The sequence below is a fragment of the Bradyrhizobium sp. 44 genome, assembly GCF_023073095.1.
Lineage (GTDB): Bacteria > Pseudomonadota > Alphaproteobacteria > Rhizobiales > Xanthobacteraceae > Bradyrhizobium.
Window position 1 is genome coordinate 152748 of sequence record NZ_JADPIY010000008.1, and the last position, 16578, is coordinate 169325.

The window sequence follows — 16578 nt, forward strand, 5'->3', positions numbered from 1 at the left end:
CGCGCCAGGTTACTCGGGGGAAACCGCCTGAACGCGATGGCCTGCATGTTTGGCGTGCACTCTGTTGCGTCCAGTCGCTGCATCATCGCTGTTCTCGCAACGCACAAGATGCGCGCGCCGCGTTTGTTCGATCGATTCCAAATTGCATTTGCCTCCGCGCCTGAACGCGATCATTCTTGCGGTCAAGGCTGGCGCCGGCCCGGTGGGCGTCCGCCAAGACAAGTTGCCGCCGTAAGCGGCTTCATGCACCGGCAGGGGAAGACGCCTATGCCAACTCTCACCATCAACGGGCGGAGTCTGTCCGTGGATGCGGCGAACGACACGCCGCTCCTTTGGGCGATCCGCGAGCAATTGCAGATGACCGGCACCAAGTTCGGCTGCGGTGCCGGGCTTTGCGGCGCCTGCACCGTGCACGTCAACGGCGAAGCCGTGCGGTCGTGCCAGACCATGGTCGGCGATGTCGCCGGCAAGAAGATCACCACCATCGAAGGCCTCGCCGCCAAGGGCGACCATCCCTTGCAGAAGGCATGGATCGCCGAGCAGGTGCCGCAATGCGGCTACTGCCAGTCCGGGCAGATCATGCAGGCGGCGTCGCTGCTCGCCAAAAATCCCAACCCGACCAAGGAAGAGGTCGTGGCGCATATGGACGGCAATCTCTGCCGTTGCATGACCTATTCGCGGATCCAGAAGGCAATCATGCGCGCCGCAACCGAGATGCGCACCGCATCCGCCTCCGGCAACGAGCGGAGGCCCACATGAATAAGCACATCAAGAGCGTCACAGCCGAAACGACAGATCTCAGCCGCCGCTCCTTCCTGGTCGGCACCGCGGCAACCGGCCTCGTGCTCGGTTATGCCGGCGTGCCCGGCATCGGTGAGGCGCTCGCGGCGCCCCAGAACTTCGAGCCTAGTGTCTGGTACGCGATCGCGCCCGATGGTCTCGTCACCGTCACCTGCGGCAAGGCCGACATGGGCCAGCACATCGCCTCCACCATGGCGCAGATCGTGGCCGAAGAGCTGGGCGCCAAATGGAGCGACATGCGGGTTCAGCTCGCCTCCAATGATCCGAAGTTCAACGATCCCGTGCTCGGCGCGCAGATCACCGGCGGCAGCTGGTCGACCATGATGAACTTCGAGGCCATGAGCCGCGCCGGCGCCGCCGGACGGATGGCGTTGACGGAAGGCGCGGCCGCCGCGATGGGCGTGCCTGCGTCGGAACTGGTGGTGCGCGATTCCATGATCTCGCATCCGAAGTCGAAGAAGGCGATGTCGTTCGCCGATGTCGTCAAGAGCGGCAAGGCGACAAAAACCTTCACACCGGACGAGCTCAAGGCAATCAAGCTGAAGACGCCGGAACAATACACCATGATCGGCGTGTCGGTGCCGCAACTCGACATCCCCGCCAAGACCAATGGCACGGCCAAATACGGCATCGACGTGATGATTCCGGGCATGGCCTATGGCGCGGTGGTGACGCCGCCGGTGCGCTTCGGCGCCACGGTCAAGTCGGTCGACGATAGCGCCGCCAAGAAAGTGCCGGGCTTCATCAAGGCCGTCACCCTCGACGACAAGACCGGAACGACCTCGGGCTGGGTCGTCGCGGTCGCCAGCACCTATGCCAATGCCAAGAAGGCGGCGCAGGCGCTCAAGATCGCCTATGACGGCGGTCCGAACGCGAAAGTGTCGAGCCAGTCGCTGCTCGACGAGGCCATGCGGCTTCAGAAGCAGGGGGATTCCGGCCAGTTCTTCGTCAAGGACGGCGATCCCGCGGCGGCGTTCGGCACGGCGGCCAAGGTGCTGGAGGCGGAGTACACCACCAGCATCAATATCCATGCGCCGATGGAGCCAATGAACGCCACGGCGGAGTTCAAGGGTGAGATCCTGCACATCTATTCCGGCAACCAGTTCGCGACGCGCTCCGGTGCGATCGCGGCGGGAGCGGCCGGGATCGATCCGAAGTTCGTGGTCATGCACCAGATGTGGCTCGGCGGCGGCTTTGGCCGCAGGCTCGATGCCGATATGATGATTCCGGCGGTGCAGGCGGCGAAGGCCGTCGGCAAGCCGGTGAAGGTGATCTACACGCGCGAGAACGACATGACGATGGATTTCTCGCGTCCGCTCACCTATCAAAAAGTAAAGGCGGGCGTGGACGGCGACGGCAAGCTCGTCGCGCTCAGCCACGACGTGGTTTCGGCCTGGCCGACCGCGCGCTGGGGAATCCCTGATTTCCTGACGCCGTCGGTGGACAAGAAGGGTCCGCTCGACTCCTTCACGGTGAACGGGGCCGACTTCTTCTACACCGTGCCCAACCATCATGTGCGCGCGATCAAGAACGAGATGGCGCACAACGCGACGCCGTCCGGCCAGCTCCGCTCGGTCGCGCCGGGTTGGACCTTCTGGGCGGTCGAGAGCATGATCGACGAGATCGCGGCGGCGGCGGGCAAGGACCCCGCGCAGTTCCGCATCTCGCTGCTCGATGGCGCCGGCAAGAACGACGGCGGCGCGCAGCGGCTGCGCAACACGCTGCTCGCCGCGATGGGTCTTGCCGGCTACGGCAGCAGGAAGCTGCCGAAGGGTGAGGGCATGGGCGTAGCCTGCGTCTCGTCGCAGGAACGCGCGACCGCAAGCTGGACGGCCTGCGTTGCCCATGTCGCCGTCGCGCCGTCGGGCGAGGTGACCGTGAAGAAGCTCACGGTCGCCACCGACGTCGGCACGCAGGTGCATCCCGACAACATCCGTGCCCAGGTCGAGGGCGCGGCGCTGTGGGGCTTGTCGCTGGCGATGTATGAGAAGGCGACGCTCAAGGATGGTGGCATCGAACAGACCAATTTCGACAGCTACACGCCCTTGCGCATGAGCCAGGTGCCGGAGGTCGCGATCGCCGTGATCGCCAATGGCGAAAAGGCCACCGGTGTCGGCGAACCCGCGGTGACGGTGATTGCCCCCGCAATTGGCAACGCCATCTTCAACGCCTCGGGCGCCCGCGTCCGGGCCCTGCCGATCACCGCCGAAGCCGTGAAGAGCGCGATGAAGGCGTAAGGCTGGTTGCGATTGTGACCTGACATGATCCGCCGGGAGCAGCCCCCGGCGGATTTGTCGTTAAAAAAGCTCTGTGTTTGCAAGCACATCTCTACTGTGCATGGGGTTGTTTTCGAGGTTTTGATTGGAACCGCTCGGAGAGGCGAACTCCGTAAAATTGTCCCTGATTCCGCAAGGTTCCATTGAGCACGCCTCTTAAGGGCCGGAGAACCTGATCCGGCTTAGGCTTTGGCCCGAAACACGCCCGTGCTCTTGGGGAAGCCATGAACGCCTCAGCCAAACCCGCCGCCAAACGCCGGCTTCTGCTCGCCTCCGACCGGAGCGACGAGAGCACCGAACTCGCCAGCATCCTCAAGGCGGTTGGCGACGTCGCGACAGTGACGACGCAGGAGATCCCCGAGCAGCCCTCGCGCGATCTCTCCGGCCTCGTGGTCGACATCAATCTGCGCTCGCCCGAAAGCGTGCAGCGGGTGCGCAACAAGCTGCGCGGCGATGCCTATCGCGCGATGCCTCGTCTGTTCGTGCTTGCCGACGCCCTGCATCACGGCACCATGCAGGCCTGGGCCTTGGGCGCCACCGACACCATCTCGCGGCCGCTTCAGCCCGAGGACATCCTGCAGCGCATCCGTGCGGCGTTCCCCGACACCGCCGTCTACGACGCGACCGATCGCGGCAAGACGCTCAATCGCGGCGTCGAGGCCGCGCATGCGGTGCTGAAGAAGATGTTCGAGAAGCTGCCGCTTGGCGTGCCCCTGACCTTCGACGACGTCATCGCCGCCGAGAGCAAGATCCTGAAGGCGATCAAGCACTCCTCGCTGCGCGAGTGGCTCACCACGGTGGGCTGCCACCATGTCGGCAGCTACCGCCACTGCCTGTTCGTGACCGGATTTGCGGTCTCCTTCGCCCAGCACCTCGGCATGCGCGAGGACGACCAGCGCCGGCTGACCCGTGCCGCACTGCTGCACGACGTCGGCAAGGCGTTCGTTCCCTCCGCGCTGCTCGACAAGCCCGGCAAGCTCACCGACGAGGAAATGGCCGAAGTCCGCCAGCATCCGCGCCGCGGCTATGACGCGCTCGCAGCCCAAGGCGGCTTCCCGCCGGAGATGCTGGACGTCGTGCTGCATCATCACGAATTCCTCGATGGCTCCGGCTATCCCAACAATCTCTCGTCGAACCAGATCAGCGATATCGTGCGGGTCACGACGATCGTCGACATCTACGCGGCACTCGTGGAGAAGCGCGCCTATCGCATGCCCTTCACCCACTCGCGCGCGTTTACGATGATGGAAGGCATGGGCGGCAAGCTGGACCAGCAGCTGTTGCAGGCCTTCCGCCCGGTGGCGCTGGGGTCGTTCTGACGATCCGTTGCTGCGAATCTTGCGGCGCTAGCACTACACGCTCGGTGTCGTCCCGGCGAAGGCCGGGACCCATAACCACAGGGAGTGGTTTGGCGACGACTCGTCGTTTGGTACAGGCACTGCCCGTCCTTGTTAGATCACGCGGTATGGGTCCCGGCCTTCGCCGGGACGACGATGTGCCCTCATCCCACCATCTTCCTCAGCTCCGCCTTCGCGACCTTCTCCAGCGTCGAGCGCGGCATGTCGTCGACGAAGCGGATCTCACGCGGCACCTTGAAGTCGGCGAGGCCGGCGCGGCAGGCGGCCATCACGGCCTCGTGCAGATCAGGCCGCGCACCGGCGACGCCACCCTGCGGGATGATGAAGACGACCGGCACCTCGTCCAGCATCGGATGCGTCTTCGCCACCACGGCGGCCTCGCGCACGCCGGGGACGAGCGCGACCACCTGCTCGATCTCGGACGCGGCGACGTTCTCGCCGCCGACCTTGAGCATGTCCTTGCTGCGGTCTGCGAAGCGAATGTAGCCGTTCTCCAGTCGCACCACGCGGTCACCGGTGAGAAAGAAGCCGTGCTCGTCGAAGCTCTCGCGCGTCGCCTTCTCGTTGTGCAGATATTCGGCGAACAGCGACAGGCCGACAATGCCCTTGATCGAGAGATTTCCGGTGCCGCCGATTTCGGTCGGCCGCCCGTCGTCGTCGGTGATGCGGATTTCATATTCCGGTGCGGCGCGGCCGATCGACATCGGGATGTTGGGCTGGTCGATCTCGCCGACGATGCCGTGGGTGATGGTCTCGGTCATGCCCCACCAGCCGATGATCTTGACGCCGAAGGCGGCGAAGGCCGGCGGCTCGTTGATCGCGGTGCCCCACAGACGGAATTTGTGATCGCGCGGGATGTCCTGCTCGAGCAGCGCCTTCATGCAGAACGGGATCGTCGAGGTCCAGGTCGAGCCGTGCTCGCGCGCGGCGCGCCAGAACCGGCTGGCGGAAAAGCGCGGCTGGATCACGCAGGTGGCACCGACCCATAGCGTCGCCAGCATCGAATAGGCCAGCGCGTTGGTGTGGAACAGCGGCAGATAGGCCTGATGCACGTCGCTTGCGTGCAGGTCTTCGTGCGCGGCGTTGATCTTGGCGCCCCACAGCGCGTTGGCGTGGGTCCACAGCACCGCCTTGGGGCGCGATGTCGTGCCCGAGGTGTATTGCACGCTGCACGGCGCGCGCGGATCGATCGCGCGCCTGGGACGGTCGGCGCTGTCGGCGAACAGCTCCTCAAAGCTGTCGCCGCGTGAGACCGGGTTCGCGGGCGCCGCGCCCGAATCGTGCGAGGTCACCGCCATCCATCGAATGTTGCGGCAATTCTGCGCGACGATCTCGGCATAGGCCGGCTGCGTGATCGCGGCAACCGCGCCGCAATGATCGGCAAAATAGTCGAGCTCGGCCGGTGCCGAGCGCGTGTTGGTGGTCACCGCGATGGCGCCGAGTTCGACACAGGCAAACCAGGCCAGCAGCGCCTCGATGCAATTGTCGAGATGAATGAGCACATATTCGCCCGGCTTGACGCCGCGCTTGGCCAGTCCCGCCGCGAGCGCGCCGACCCGCTCGTGAAACTCGCCATAGCTCCAGCGCCGCGCAGGCGCGTCGAACGGCGCCCAGATCAGGAACGGATGTGAGCTGCGCACCTCAGCCCGCATCTTCAGCAGCCAGGGCACGTCGAGCCCGTCGAACGGGCCCACGATTCCGGCGGCGGCTTGCGAATTCGGCATATGTCCTCCCGTGCAGCCTGCATCTTGCTGGCGGCTGCGTTTTGATATTGCGTCTTCCTGCTCTCTCCGCCGTCATTGCGAGTGGAGCGAAGCAATCCAGAATCCCTCCCCGGAGGCAGTCTGGATTGCTTCGTCGCAAGGGCTCCTCGCAATGACGATGCGTGGGGCAGGCGGCTTGGCCTTACCGGCCTCCGTCCTCATACGACGAAATCTCGATCAGGCTGCCATCCGGATCCCTGCAATAGACCGAGCGCAGGGTGCCGCGGGCGCCCTGCTTGGGAACCGGGCCCTCTTCGATCGCGACGCCATGTGCCTTCAAATGCGCCACCACCTCGTCGGGACTCGCGGAGGTGAGGAAGCACAGATCCTCGCTGCCGGCGGTCTGGTGGTCCGCGGTGAACCACTCCACCTTGTTGGCATCGCGCGGCCGGACGTTGATCTTCTGGTTACCGAATTGCAACGAAGTCCGCGGCGCTTTGCCGCCGCCGGGGTCGAACACCTTGACTTCCATGCCGAGAATCTTGCCGTACCACGCGGCGGTCACTGCGACGTCCGCGACGTTGATCACGAGATGATCGAGGGCTTCGACCTTGACCGCCATGCCTTATCCTTTCGTCGTGATGCGCCCCGTGCACTTTCCGCCTGCGGCAAGCTTTGTTACAACCGCGCCGACGCCATTTTCAAGCTATCTGGCTCAAGAACAACACGTTGGGAGAACCCTTGAGATGATCACTCGCCGTACCGCGCTGAGCCTGCTCGCCGCCAGTCCGCTTGCAGCCAGCCCGCTGTCGAAGGCCCTTGCCGCCGATTACCCGACCCATCCGGTGAAATGGGTGGTCGGTTATCCGCCGGGCGGAGCCACCGACATCCTTGCGCGGCTGATCGGTCAGCGACTGTCGGAGAAGTTCGGCCAGCAATTCGTGATCGAGAACAAGCCGGGTGCCGGCAACAATATCGCCACCGAATCGGTCGTCAACGCCGAACCCGACGGCTACACGCTGCAACTGGTCAATCCGGCCAACTACATCAACGCCTCGCTCTACACCAACCTGAAGTTCAACTTCGTGCGCGACATCGCGCCGGTCGCCTCGTTCCAGCGTGTACCGAACGTGATGACCGTCAACAAGGACGTGCCGGCCAAGACCGTCGCCGAGTTCATCGAATACGTGAAGGCCAATCCCGGCAAGGTCAACATGGCCTCCTCGGGCAACGGCACCTCGGTGCATCTGTCCGGCGAGATGTTCATGGCGCTGACGGGCTGCAAGATGCAGCACGTGCCCTATCGCGGCGCCGCGCCCGCGATCACCGACATGCTCGGCGGCCAGGTGCAGGTGATCTTCGACAACATGCCCTCGATCATCCAGCACATCCGGTCCGGCTCGCTCCGCGCCATCGGCGTCACCACGGCGGAGCGCTCGCCGCAGCTGCCCGACGTGCCGGCGATCGGCGAGACGGTGAAGGGCTACGAGGCGAGCGCGCTGTTCGGCATGGGTGCGCCGAAGAACACGCCCAAGGAGATCATCGCCAAGCTCAACAGCGAGATCAACACGCTGATAAAGGAGCCGGACATGGCCAAGCGCCTGGTCGAGCTCGGCGGCGAGCCGCGGGCGCAGACGCCCGAGGCGTTCGGCGAGGAGATCAAGGCCGAGACCGAGAAATGGAAGAAGGTCGTCGAGTTCGCAGGCCTGAAGGTCGAGTAGCGATCTCGTGATGTCCGTGATGGAGCCCTGCCCGTTCGGCAGGGCTTTTTTCTTGCGCATCAAGGTTTCTTGCGTGTCAGCGCCCGTCGATCTGGAATAAAACGGCGTGGCGAAACCTGATGTTATATGGCGCGTATCTCGCGCTGTGAGGATAGGAGTTGGGATCATGCGCAAGACGCAATTGGCTCTGCTGGGCCTCGGCGCGACACTCCTTGCCGGCTTCTCCGCCGTCACTCCCGCCGCGGCGCACGACTATCCCTGGTGTGCCCAGGGCGGCGGCTACGAGTATCCCGGCGATTGTACCTACAGCACCTATGGACAATGTCAGGCCAGTGTGTCCGGCCGGCTCATGGCCTGCGGGCCCAATCCGCTCGTCGCCTACGGCCAATCGTCCGTGCCGCAACCGCGGCAGCCGCGGCGCACGCGTCCCGTCGCGCCGTATTGAGGAACTCGCGTTTGACTGGCAGCCCGGATCGCGTTCGCGCCATCCGCGGCCGCGCAGACGCCGTGCGCGTTGCCGCTACCGCTTCGCCTCAGCCTGCTCCGTGCCATTGCACGAGATCAGCATCGTATACGGCCGCGCATTGCCGGCGATGTCGGTGGTCTTGATCTCGCCCTTCGGTTCGGCAGTCTGGTAGGGCACCACGGAGTTGTCGAGGAAGTCGCGCAGCGCGCCGGTCTTGATCGCGAAGTTGATGTTCTCGGGGATGTTGCCGGTCGCAGCGGCGACCCGTAATCCGTCCAGCTTTCCCGTAACGACGCCGACGATCTGCCCGGTGGTGTCGAACAGCGGGCCGCCGCTATTGCCGGGCTGCACCGGCGCACTGATTTGCAGGAAACGCGAATCGTTGCGCATGCCGCTGAGCGAGCTGACGATGCCAGTCGTCACGGTGAAATCCGAAGTCAGCAATCCATGGAAAGGAAAGCCGATCGCGACGACGGAATCGCCGGAGCGAATCGAGCGGTCGCGGATCCGGGCGAACTCCTTGAACGTGGTCGTCGACGGCGCCTGCAGCAACGCGAGATCGTTGTTGGCGTCGCTCGACACCACGCGCAAAACCATCCCGGCTTCACCCGTGAGATTGCCCCTGATGTCGCCGACGCAGCCATTGATCACATGATTATTGGTGACGACATGTCCGCTGGCACTCACGACAAAGCCCGTACCGCTTTTGGCTTTGGCGGACTTGCTGGCCGGCGGTGATGCCTGCTTGTCCGGCGCGGCCTGCGGCTTTGCCGCGACCTTCGTAAAGTCTCCGGCCTTGTTCAGGCCGTCGGCCTTCACCTTGGTGACGCAATTGGCCAATGCCGCAATCACGGGCCCAGCCGAGGTCAGGTCGAAATTCAGCACGGTGCGGCCGCTCGTCGCGACCATCAGGCTTGCCTTCTGAAACGCTCGTACCACGTTGGCAGGCATGACGGAGCTGAGCATGTTCGTCTGGTTGGCCGTGGCGAACAGTCTGGCCTGCTCCTGTCCGTCAAAGATGACGTCGATCGCGGCGTTCTCGCCCGCTTGAAGTGGTAGCTGGGACTCGCAAAGCTCAATATCCACGAGCCCCCAGTATTCTGGCCGACGACGAGAACGACGCCGTTGGCATAAGGCGCCGTCGCGGCACAATGCGAGAAGGCTCCCGTTTCGTCATTGCTGAACGCGCCGCCAACCCAGTTGCCGATTTTGACGCTGCCGAATGGCCCGGCCGCTTGCGCTACGCTGCCAACGCTCAGCTGCAATAATGACGCAACGATGAATGACTTAAGCCACATACTTTCCCCCCGGAGCGCATTCGCGCGCATCTTATCTGTGGGAGCAGGTGTCGCGCAACCGACAGTTGTTCGGCGAGGTCCGGCGTCAAGAGGCGACGTTCGGGACTTGCCTTTACTTTGCAGTCCGATATACTTTGCGATACAAAGTAGCGGGATCGATAGTCCCGGCAAGCATGGGCGGAACGAGGTTTTGGCGTTGCCAATGCGCGATCTCGACAAGGCGCTGGCTGACATCGTGGCGATCCGCAGCCAGATTGCGGCCGGCACGGCGTTCCGCGGTTACGGCCCGGCGACGATGGCGGCGACCGGTGCGGTCGCGCTTCTCACCGCAATCCTGCAATTCTGGTTGCTCGATGATCCCACCGGCGAGCCGCTCGGTTTCTTCTTCGGCTGGTTCATTGCCGCCGCGCTCTCCGGCCTGACGATCGGTATCGAGATGCGCGCACGTTCGCGCCGCCATCATTCGGGCCTCGCCGATGCGATGATCCACCAGGCCGTCGAGCAGTTCCTGCCCGCAGGCGTTGCCGGTGTTCTCCTTGCGGTAGTGATGTGGAAGTTCGCGGGCGAAACGCTGTGGTTGCTGCCCGGTCTGTGGCAGATCCTGGTGTCGCTCGGCATTTTCGCCTCCGTCCGCTCGCTGCCGCGCACCGTGGCGCTCGCCGGCGCCTGGTATTTCATGTCCGGCTTTGCGGTGGTGGTGCTCGCGAGCCAAACCCACACGCTGTCGCCCTGGACCATGGGTCTGCCCTTCGTGATCGGGCAGTCGGTGATGGCGGGCATTCTGTATTTCGCATCCGGAGACCATGATGTCGAAGATTGACAGCGCACCCTTCTCTTATGAAGGACTGGACCGCGTGATCCACGAGAAGGCGAGGCTCGGACTTCTGACCTCGCTGATGGCGCATCCGAAGGGTCTGGCGTTCGCCGATCTCAAGCAACTCTGCGGCCTCACCGACGGCAATCTCAGCCGGCATCTCGCCGTGCTCCAGGAAGCCGGCCTCGTCGAGGTGACCAAGGGCTACGAGGGCAATCGCCCGCACACGACCTGCCGCCTGACCAAGGCCGGCCGCCGCCGCTTCCTCGACTATCTCGCCGTGCTCGAACGCCTGGTGCGCGACGCCGCCAAGGCCGCCGGCCGCGAGGCGGCGCCGCTCGGCCGCCTCGGTATCGTCTCGACCTGATCCTCCCCTTTTTTGACCGGAGACTTTGCAATGCAAAGTGAACTTGTGTCCTCGCGCAACGAAAAGCTTCACGTCGGCATCATCATGGACGGCAACGGCAGATGGGCAACGCGGCGCGGCCTGTCGCGCATGCGCGGCCATGAGGCCGGCGTCGAGACGATCCGCCGCATCGTCGAAGCCGCGCCCAAGCAGGGCATCGGCACGCTGACGCTCTACGCCTTCTCGACCGACAATTGGCGAAGGCCGAAGGCCGAGGTCGCGGCGCTGATGACGCTTCTGCGGTTTTACCTCGCCAACGAGGTGCAGAGCCTGGTCAAGAACGGCGTGCGCCTCACCGTGATCGGCCGCCGCGACCGTCTGCCCGACGGCATTGCCAATGCGATTGCGCGAGCGGAAGACGCCACCGCGCACGGCAGCACGCTTCATCTGCGCATTGCGGTCGACTATTCCGCGCGCGACGCCATCCTCAACGCGGCGGCAAAGGCAGCGGCGCTGACGAGTCTCACCCGCGAGGCGTTCTCGCAGCTCGTCACCGGGGAAGCTGGTTTGCGCGACGTCGACCTCATCATCCGCACCTCGGGTGAGAAGCGGCTGTCGGACTTCCTGCTCTGGGAAGGCGCCTACGCCGAGTTGCACTTCACCGAGCGGATGTGGCCCGAATTCGACGCGGGCGATCTCGCCGCGGCCCTGGTCTCCTTCCACGGCCGCGAGCGCCGCTTTGGCGGCCTCCAGGCGATCGTGCCCGAGGAGGTGCCTTCACTCTCGCGCGTGTGACGCACGGCACCGAGGAACGAAACTGTTCGTTTTCGGCCGCAAGATTGGCAGCACCGTCCAAGCGTTAAGCGCGCGGTCTCGGCTAGGTCTGCATTCGATGCAACCTGCCGAAAGCCTCGCGGATGTCACAGTCATTGCTGGATGCCATTGTCGAGTCAGCCGAAGCCCACGCCACGGTCCGTATCAGGCCCGCCAGCGCGTCCGACGTCGAGAGCCTCTCGATCTATTTCACGAGCCTCTCCGCGACATCGCGCAACAAGCGCTTCATGGGCGCGCGGGCGGACATTGCCGTGGTCGCGGCCGAGTGCGTCGCCAGGACCAGCCATCCCGGTCATTTCACCCTGCTCGCCGAGATCAGGCAGGAGGGGCAAGGCACGATCATCGGCGAAACCAGATACGCCTACGATGCGGCTGCGCGGCATGGTGATTTCGCCATCTCTGTTGCCGATGGCTTTCAGCGCCAGGGCGTCGGCCTCCAGATGATGACGGCGATGGAGAGGCGCGCGAGCGATCTCGGTCACGAGATGATTGCAGCCGAGACCGCGCGCGTGAACGCCGAGATGCGCGGCCTTGCTAAGAAAGCGGGGTTCGAGGACACCGGTCTCGGAGACTGGCAGTCGGTCCATCTCGCCAAGCGTCTATCGCGGGTGCGCGGCTTGCCACAAATTTGAGCAAGCGCGCGACGCCGATCGTGCCCTAGTATCTCCCTGCGACGGAGCTTTGGTCGGATGCGCGCTGTTCTGGATTATTGCACCGGTGGGACGGAGCGGCAGGTTGCGGCCGGCACGCTGATCGTCGCCGAAGGCGGCACTACCGGTCATCTCTATGTGCTGATGCAGGGCAAGCTCGAAGTGCTCAAGGGCGAGATGGTGGTCGCCACGGTAACCGAGCCCGGTGCGGTGCTGGGTGAAATGTCTGTGCTGCTGGGGCAGCCGCACACTGCGACCGTACGGGCCTGCTCCGATTCCGTCGTCTACGAATTCGAGGACGCCGCCTCGTTCCTCAGGCAGGAGGCGGGCGTGGCACTTCTGATCGCCAAGATGCTGGCGCAGCGGCTCAATGTTGCCAACACCTATCTCGCCGATCTCAAGCAGCAATATGCCGGCCATGGCACGCATCTGGCCATGGTCGGCGAGGTGCTCCAGAGCATGATCAACCTGCCGCCGCTCGAGGTCTCGCCAGGCTCGGATCGGCAATCCGATCCAAGAATGTGAGCCAGTCGGGCGGCGCCTCGATCGGAGCGCCGGGCCGCTGCAGCGGCGCGCCAAGATCGATCCATTGCGCCTCGCCGGCCGCAAGCCAGAACGCCCTGTCGGCATCGAGGTCCAGCACGATGTATGTCGGCGGGCGGCCGGGTTGCAAACCGGTGTTGAAGACCCAGGTCTGGCCGAGCCGGTCGAACCACGAGCCATCGGTAATGAACGGCGATTGATGCACATGGCCCGAGATCACCATCGAGGGCTGGTACTGCATGATCCATTGCACCAGCTCGACGTCGCCGAAGAAACGCTTGCCGCCCCAGCTCGTCGGTGAATTCGCCGGCGGCGCGTGATGGATCCAGATCCAGCGCTGCGGCCGGCCGGCGGCGGCGGCGGCGAGCTGCGCGACGAGGCGTTGCTTGACCAGCGGCCCATCCCACCATGGGCACACCGTGAACAGCGTGTCGCCGACGGTGAGGCTGTCACCGTCGCAGGCAATCCCCAACTCGCGCACGTCCGAGATCCAGCGCGAGATCTTTTCGCCTTCCGCATTGCGCTCGTCGAGGTCGTGATTGCCGGAGCAGAGGATCACGCGGGTCTTCGCGGCGAGCAGGGCGAGGTACTTCTTCACCACCACGATCTGCGCGCGAAAATCCACCATCGAGCCGATGTCGAGCGCATCGCCGGCGAAGATCACGAGGTCGAATTGCGGAGCGGCGCTGACGAGCCAGTCGAGCTGAGGCAGCGAATAGTGCAGGTCGGCCACGACCAGGCAGCGCATCGGAAATCCAGGGGTGAGACGTCAAAATGCTCAGGGATTGCAAAATATCTGAACGCAAGAAGCAGACCAGCCGCATCTCTCGCCAATTCAATGCGGGCAGTATGCTGCGGCGCATCCGCGGGTGCAAGTATCGAAGCGTCGCCGGGCTGGACCGGATCATCGAATTCTGATGTCGTGGCGTATCCTCAACAACTCCTGTCCCCAACAGCTCGTCTTCCCATGACCTCCTTCAAGACCATTCGTGCGCGCGCCGAAAACGCAAAGGCGGGCCCAAGGCGCTCGAAAAGCTGATGCCCGGAAAGCCCGACCTGAAGGGCCTCGCCAAACGCGGCGACGACCGTATCCTCGCGGAGATGACGAAGCGTGTGTTTTGTGCCGGCTTTGCCTGGAGCGTGATCGAGACGAAATGGGAGGGGTTCGAAGACGCCTTCCTGCGTTTCCAGCCGGCCAAGCTCACCTTCCAGCCCGAGGATTATTGGGAGGGCCTGATGCGCGACGCGCGCATCGTGCGCAACGGTGCCAAGATCATGTCGGTGCGCGACAACGCGGCCTTCGTCCAGGAGATCGCAAAAGAGCACGGCAGCTTCGGCAGGTTTCTGACGAAGTGGCCGCCGTCGGACCAGATCGGCCTGCTCGATCTCCTGAGCAAGCGCGGCAGCCGGTTGGGTGGCAATACCGGCCAGATGCTGCTGCGGTTCGTCGGCTGGGACGGCTTTGTGACGTCCAGGGACGTTGTGGCCTGTCTGCGCGATGCCGGTCTCGACATCGCCGAAGAGGTCAAGTCGAAGGGAGATCTGGCAAAAGTGCAGGCGCAGTTCAACGCCTGGGCCGAGGAGACCGGACTGTCCTACACATATCTGTCACGCATCTGCGCGCTGTCGGTTGGCGAGAACAGGAGCGAGTAGCGAATTCGGCTCTTGGAATTCAGCTCTTGGAATTCAGCTCTTGGAATGTCGAATCATGTGCATCCTGTGGCGATCTGGTGCCACAAGCGCGGCAGACGCGACACGCGATCACGAAATGCATTTCTCCGGAACATTTGTGCGCAGCACCTGTTCGGGAGATTGGGCCAGGCGAACATAGGCGCAGGGAACGTTCGCTTTGGCTTAGCTCAATGAAACCGACGTGACAAAAAACGGAGCAGCTCATGAAGCTCACATCCGAACAGGTGAAGCAGACCGTCAACCAGCTCGGCGCTCAGGTGCTGCCCGACGAGCATCCCGCCATGCCGCAGCTCAACAGCATGTTCGGCGAGCACACTTTCTTCGTCGATGAGACCGGGCTGAAGGTCGTCGAGCCTACGGCGCCCCCCGGCACCGAGCGTCAGAGCGGCGAAGTCGTCAGCCTCGCCGATTGGGGCGATTCCGAGCTGACACGCCTGATGGCGCACGAGCCCGAGCCGACCGGCGTGATCGTGGTGTTCGAACACGTGAGGCATTGATCGGGCCCAGCGGATCGACCTTCGGCGGCGAGTCTAAACCAGCCACCGTAGATTCGCGTGGCGAGCGCGCTCTACGTGGCTGTCTGCGTCCGCCGAAAGCCTGTCAGTTTGGTTCAGATGCCGAGAGTCAGCTGCGGCGGCTCCGCATCGTTCCCGGCCTGGAGGGACGACAGCGAGACCCCCAGCAGCCTGACGCTCTTGAGCAGCGGCATCTCGACTTCGAGCAGGCCGCAAGCCAGCCGCTCAACATCGTCCCGGCCTGCAATCGGCGAAAGAGCGGACCTGCTGCGCGTGATGATCTCGAAGTCGGCAAACTTGATCTTCAAGGTTACGGTGCGGCCACGGCTGCCCGTCGCCTCGCAATGGCGCCACACCTTGTCGACCAGCGGCTTGAGCTCGAGGACCAGCGCGTCGAATTCGGTGAGGTCGCTTGAGAACGTCGTCTCCGCGCCGATGGACTTGCGGACCCGGTTGGCCCGGACCGGCCGTTCGTCGACACCGCGCGAGATCCAGTAGTAATAGGCGCCCGACTTGCCGAAATTGGCATTCATGAACTCCAGCGTCTGACGACGAATATCGAGACCGGTGAATATGCCGAGCGCGTTCATCTTCGCGCCCGTGGCCGGGCCTATCCCATGGAATTTTCCGACGGGCAGCGTCTCGACGAAGGCCGGTCCCGTCTCCGGTGAGATCACGAACTGACCGTTGGGCTTGCGATGATCGGAGGCGAGCTTGGCCAGAAACTTGTTGTAGGAGATGCCGGCCGAAGCGTTGAGGCCCGTCTCGGCCTTGATCTTCTCGCGGATCTTGAGTGCAATGTCGCGCGCCAGCGGGATGCCTTGCAGGTTTTCGGTCACGTCGAGATAGGCCTCGTCGAGCGACAACGGCTCGATGGTGGGCGTATGCTCCGCGAAGATGTCGCGGATCTGCCTAGAGATTGCCTTGTAGACCTCGAAGCGCGGTTTGACGAAGACCAGATCGGGACATTGCCGCTTCGCCGTCACCGATGGCATGGCGGAGCGAACGCCGAACTCGCGGGCCTCATAGCTGGCGGCCGCGACGACGCCACGTTCCGCGGAGCCTCCGACCGCGACGGGCTTGCCGCGCAGGTCCGGATTGTCGCGCTGTTCCACGGACGCGTAGAAGGCATCCATGTCGATATGGATGATCTTGCGGACGGGCGAGGCCTCGCCGGCCACCGTGTCGGATTCGCTCATGGAAAGATGATACAATTGAGGGATTAGAAGCGCGAGGTGATGTGTGATTCACCGAGCAATCTCAGGCTTGTGAGTGGCAAGCATGGGCATGCGATCTAATATGAGGTCGCGGAGGACAGCCCATGCAATACAGCTCCGAACTCATTCGAACGATGCGTCAGGCGCTGGAGGCCGTGATGGCCAGCGTGCCGCCCGATCAGTCGGTCTTCGGCCTGAAGGCGGCTGTAGCCGAATGCATCCTGAAGGCGGCCGCACACGGCCAGACGTCGTACGATGGCCTGGTCACGTCGGCTTCCGACCAGGTCCAGGCGATCATCTCGATGCTGAATTGAGCGTGGGCGCGCGCTGAGCAGGCGATGATT

General features: G+C 64.0%; 16 protein-coding genes and 2 pseudogenes. 13 read left to right on the forward strand and 5 right to left on the reverse strand.

Annotated elements, in window-relative coordinates:
- The first annotated feature begins 267 nt into the window (after positions 1–267).
- The 3 genes from IVB41_RS02760 (at position 268) to IVB41_RS02770 (ending at position 4396) form a co-directional block, all read left to right on the forward strand.
- Positions 268–759 (forward strand): (2Fe-2S)-binding protein, encoded by a 492-nt coding sequence (locus tag IVB41_RS02760; protein ID WP_007616069.1) that lies wholly within the window; start codon positions 268–270, stop codon positions 757–759.
- Positions 756–3038: a molybdopterin cofactor-binding domain-containing protein gene (locus IVB41_RS02765; protein ID WP_247426455.1), complete on the forward strand. Its 2283-nt coding sequence runs from the start codon at positions 756–758 to the stop codon at positions 3036–3038. Before IVB41_RS02760 ends, IVB41_RS02765 begins: the two co-directional genes overlap by 4 nt.
- Before the next feature lie 263 nt (positions 3039–3301).
- Positions 3302–4396: an HD-GYP domain-containing protein gene (locus IVB41_RS02770; protein ID WP_027566090.1), complete on the forward strand. Its 1095-nt coding sequence runs from the start codon at positions 3302–3304 to the stop codon at positions 4394–4396.
- Positions 4397–4578: 182 nt separating this feature from the next.
- Here the strand turns inward: IVB41_RS02770 and IVB41_RS02775 are convergent, their stop codons facing one another.
- On the reverse strand, positions 4579–6159 hold the full coding sequence (locus IVB41_RS02775) for an ATP-dependent acyl-CoA ligase (RefSeq protein WP_247426460.1): 1581 nt from the start codon (positions 6157–6159) through the stop codon (positions 4579–4581).
- A gap of 181 nt (positions 6160–6340) precedes the next feature.
- Positions 6341–6760, reverse strand: coding sequence for a VOC family protein (locus tag IVB41_RS02780; protein WP_247357469.1), 420 nt, complete (start codon positions 6758–6760; stop codon positions 6341–6343).
- Between the two features lie 124 nt (positions 6761–6884).
- Here IVB41_RS02780 and IVB41_RS02785 point away from each other — a divergent pair, with 124 nt between their 5' ends.
- Both IVB41_RS02785 and IVB41_RS02790 read left to right on the forward strand, forming a co-directional pair.
- On the forward strand, positions 6885–7859 hold the full coding sequence (locus IVB41_RS02785; RefSeq protein WP_027566087.1) for a tripartite tricarboxylate transporter substrate binding protein: 975 nt from the start codon (positions 6885–6887) through the stop codon (positions 7857–7859).
- 166 nt (positions 7860–8025) lie between these two features.
- Positions 8026–8304 (forward strand): DUF3551 domain-containing protein, encoded by a 279-nt coding sequence (locus tag IVB41_RS02790; RefSeq protein WP_027566086.1) that lies wholly within the window; start codon positions 8026–8028, stop codon positions 8302–8304.
- A 75-nt stretch (positions 8305–8379) separates the two neighbouring features.
- On the opposite strand, the pseudogene IVB41_RS02795 reads toward IVB41_RS02790, so the two are convergent.
- Positions 8380–9623: pseudogene (locus tag IVB41_RS02795) on the reverse strand (S1C family serine protease).
- Positions 9624–9825: 202 nt separating this feature from the next.
- On the opposite strand from IVB41_RS02795, the gene IVB41_RS02800 reads away from it, so the two are divergent.
- From IVB41_RS02800 to IVB41_RS02820, 5 genes are all read left to right on the forward strand, one after another.
- The gene (locus IVB41_RS02800) at positions 9826–10443 is read left to right on the forward strand and encodes a hypothetical protein (protein WP_027566084.1); all 618 of its coding nucleotides are present in this window, start codon (positions 9826–9828) and stop codon (positions 10441–10443) included.
- Positions 10430–10804 carry a transcriptional regulator gene (locus tag IVB41_RS02805; protein WP_007616058.1) on the forward strand — a complete coding sequence of 125 codons (375 nt, stop codon included), beginning with the start codon at positions 10430–10432 and terminating at the stop codon, positions 10802–10804. The genes IVB41_RS02800 and IVB41_RS02805 overlap by 14 nt, the downstream gene beginning before the upstream one ends.
- A 30-nt stretch (positions 10805–10834) precedes the next feature.
- Positions 10835–11578, forward strand: a complete 744-nt coding sequence (locus tag IVB41_RS02810; protein WP_027566083.1) for a di-trans,poly-cis-decaprenylcistransferase — start codon at positions 10835–10837, stop codon at positions 11576–11578.
- A 122-nt stretch (positions 11579–11700) separates the two neighbouring features.
- Entirely contained in the window at positions 11701–12249 is a 549-nt protein-coding gene (locus IVB41_RS02815; RefSeq protein ID WP_247426464.1) for a GNAT family N-acetyltransferase, read from the forward strand.
- A gap of 57 nt (positions 12250–12306) precedes the next feature.
- The gene (locus tag IVB41_RS02820; protein WP_027566081.1) at positions 12307–12792 is read left to right on the forward strand and encodes a Crp/Fnr family transcriptional regulator; all 486 of its coding nucleotides are present in this window, start codon (positions 12307–12309) and stop codon (positions 12790–12792) included.
- Here the strand turns inward: IVB41_RS02820 and IVB41_RS02825 are convergent.
- Positions 12731–13558: a metallophosphoesterase gene (locus IVB41_RS02825; protein WP_247426468.1), complete on the reverse strand. Its 828-nt coding sequence runs from the start codon at positions 13556–13558 to the stop codon at positions 12731–12733. The two genes, IVB41_RS02820 and IVB41_RS02825, sit on opposite strands and share 62 nt — an antisense overlap.
- 219 nt (positions 13559–13777) lie before the next feature.
- Here IVB41_RS02825 and IVB41_RS02830 point away from each other — a divergent pair.
- Together IVB41_RS02830 and IVB41_RS02835 are read left to right on the forward strand one after the other, a co-directional pair.
- Positions 13778–14463: pseudogene (locus tag IVB41_RS02830) on the forward strand (DNA-3-methyladenine glycosylase I).
- Between the two features lie 242 nt (positions 14464–14705).
- Entirely contained in the window at positions 14706–14999 is a 294-nt protein-coding gene (locus IVB41_RS02835) for a hypothetical protein (RefSeq protein WP_007598221.1), read from the forward strand.
- Positions 15000–15112: 113 nt separating this feature from the next.
- Here the strand turns inward: IVB41_RS02835 and dinB are convergent, their stop codons facing one another.
- Entirely contained in the window at positions 15113–16216 is a 1104-nt protein-coding gene (gene dinB, locus IVB41_RS02840; protein ID WP_027566078.1) for a DNA polymerase IV, read from the reverse strand.
- 122 nt (positions 16217–16338) lie between these two features.
- Here dinB and IVB41_RS02845 point away from each other — a divergent pair, with 122 nt between their 5' ends.
- Positions 16339–16548, forward strand: a complete 210-nt coding sequence (locus IVB41_RS02845) for a hypothetical protein (RefSeq protein WP_007598219.1) — start codon at positions 16339–16341, stop codon at positions 16546–16548.
- Positions 16549–16578: the final 30 nt, after the last annotated feature.

Excerpts from the sequence above, each read along its gene's own strand:
- IVB41_RS02775 (WP_247426460.1), bottom strand. The coding sequence starts at position 6,159 with ATGCCGAATTCGCAAGCCGCCGCCGGAATCGTGGGCCCGTTCGACGGG.
- IVB41_RS02820 (WP_027566081.1), top strand. The coding sequence starts at position 12,307 with ATGCGCGCTGTTCTGGATTATTGCACCGGTGGGACGGAGCGGCAGGTT.
- IVB41_RS02790 (WP_027566086.1), top strand. The coding sequence starts at position 8,026 with ATGCGCAAGACGCAATTGGCTCTGCTGGGCCTCGGCGCGACACTCCTT.
- IVB41_RS02780 (WP_247357469.1), bottom strand. The coding sequence starts at position 6,760 with ATGGCGGTCAAGGTCGAAGCCCTCGATCATCTCGTGATCAACGTCGCG.
- IVB41_RS02770 (WP_027566090.1), top strand. The coding sequence starts at position 3,302 with ATGAACGCCTCAGCCAAACCCGCCGCCAAACGCCGGCTTCTGCTCGCC.
- dinB (WP_027566078.1), bottom strand. The coding sequence starts at position 16,216 with ATGAGCGAATCCGACACGGTGGCCGGCGAGGCCTCGCCCGTCCGCAAG.
- IVB41_RS02805 (WP_007616058.1), top strand. The coding sequence starts at position 10,430 with ATGTCGAAGATTGACAGCGCACCCTTCTCTTATGAAGGACTGGACCGC.
- IVB41_RS02785 (WP_027566087.1), top strand. The coding sequence starts at position 6,885 with ATGATCACTCGCCGTACCGCGCTGAGCCTGCTCGCCGCCAGTCCGCTT.
- IVB41_RS02810 (WP_027566083.1), top strand. The coding sequence starts at position 10,835 with ATGCAAAGTGAACTTGTGTCCTCGCGCAACGAAAAGCTTCACGTCGGC.
- IVB41_RS02835 (WP_007598221.1), top strand. The coding sequence starts at position 14,706 with ATGAAGCTCACATCCGAACAGGTGAAGCAGACCGTCAACCAGCTCGGC.
- IVB41_RS02760 (WP_007616069.1), top strand. The coding sequence starts at position 268 with ATGCCAACTCTCACCATCAACGGGCGGAGTCTGTCCGTGGATGCGGCG.
- IVB41_RS02825 (WP_247426468.1), bottom strand. The coding sequence starts at position 13,558 with ATGCGCTGCCTGGTCGTGGCCGACCTGCACTATTCGCTGCCTCAGCTC.
- IVB41_RS02815 (WP_247426464.1), top strand. The coding sequence starts at position 11,701 with ATGTCACAGTCATTGCTGGATGCCATTGTCGAGTCAGCCGAAGCCCAC.
- IVB41_RS02800 (WP_027566084.1), top strand. The coding sequence starts at position 9,826 with ATGCGCGATCTCGACAAGGCGCTGGCTGACATCGTGGCGATCCGCAGC.
- IVB41_RS02765 (WP_247426455.1), top strand. The coding sequence starts at position 756 with ATGAATAAGCACATCAAGAGCGTCACAGCCGAAACGACAGATCTCAGC.
- IVB41_RS02845 (WP_007598219.1), top strand. The coding sequence starts at position 16,339 with ATGCAATACAGCTCCGAACTCATTCGAACGATGCGTCAGGCGCTGGAG.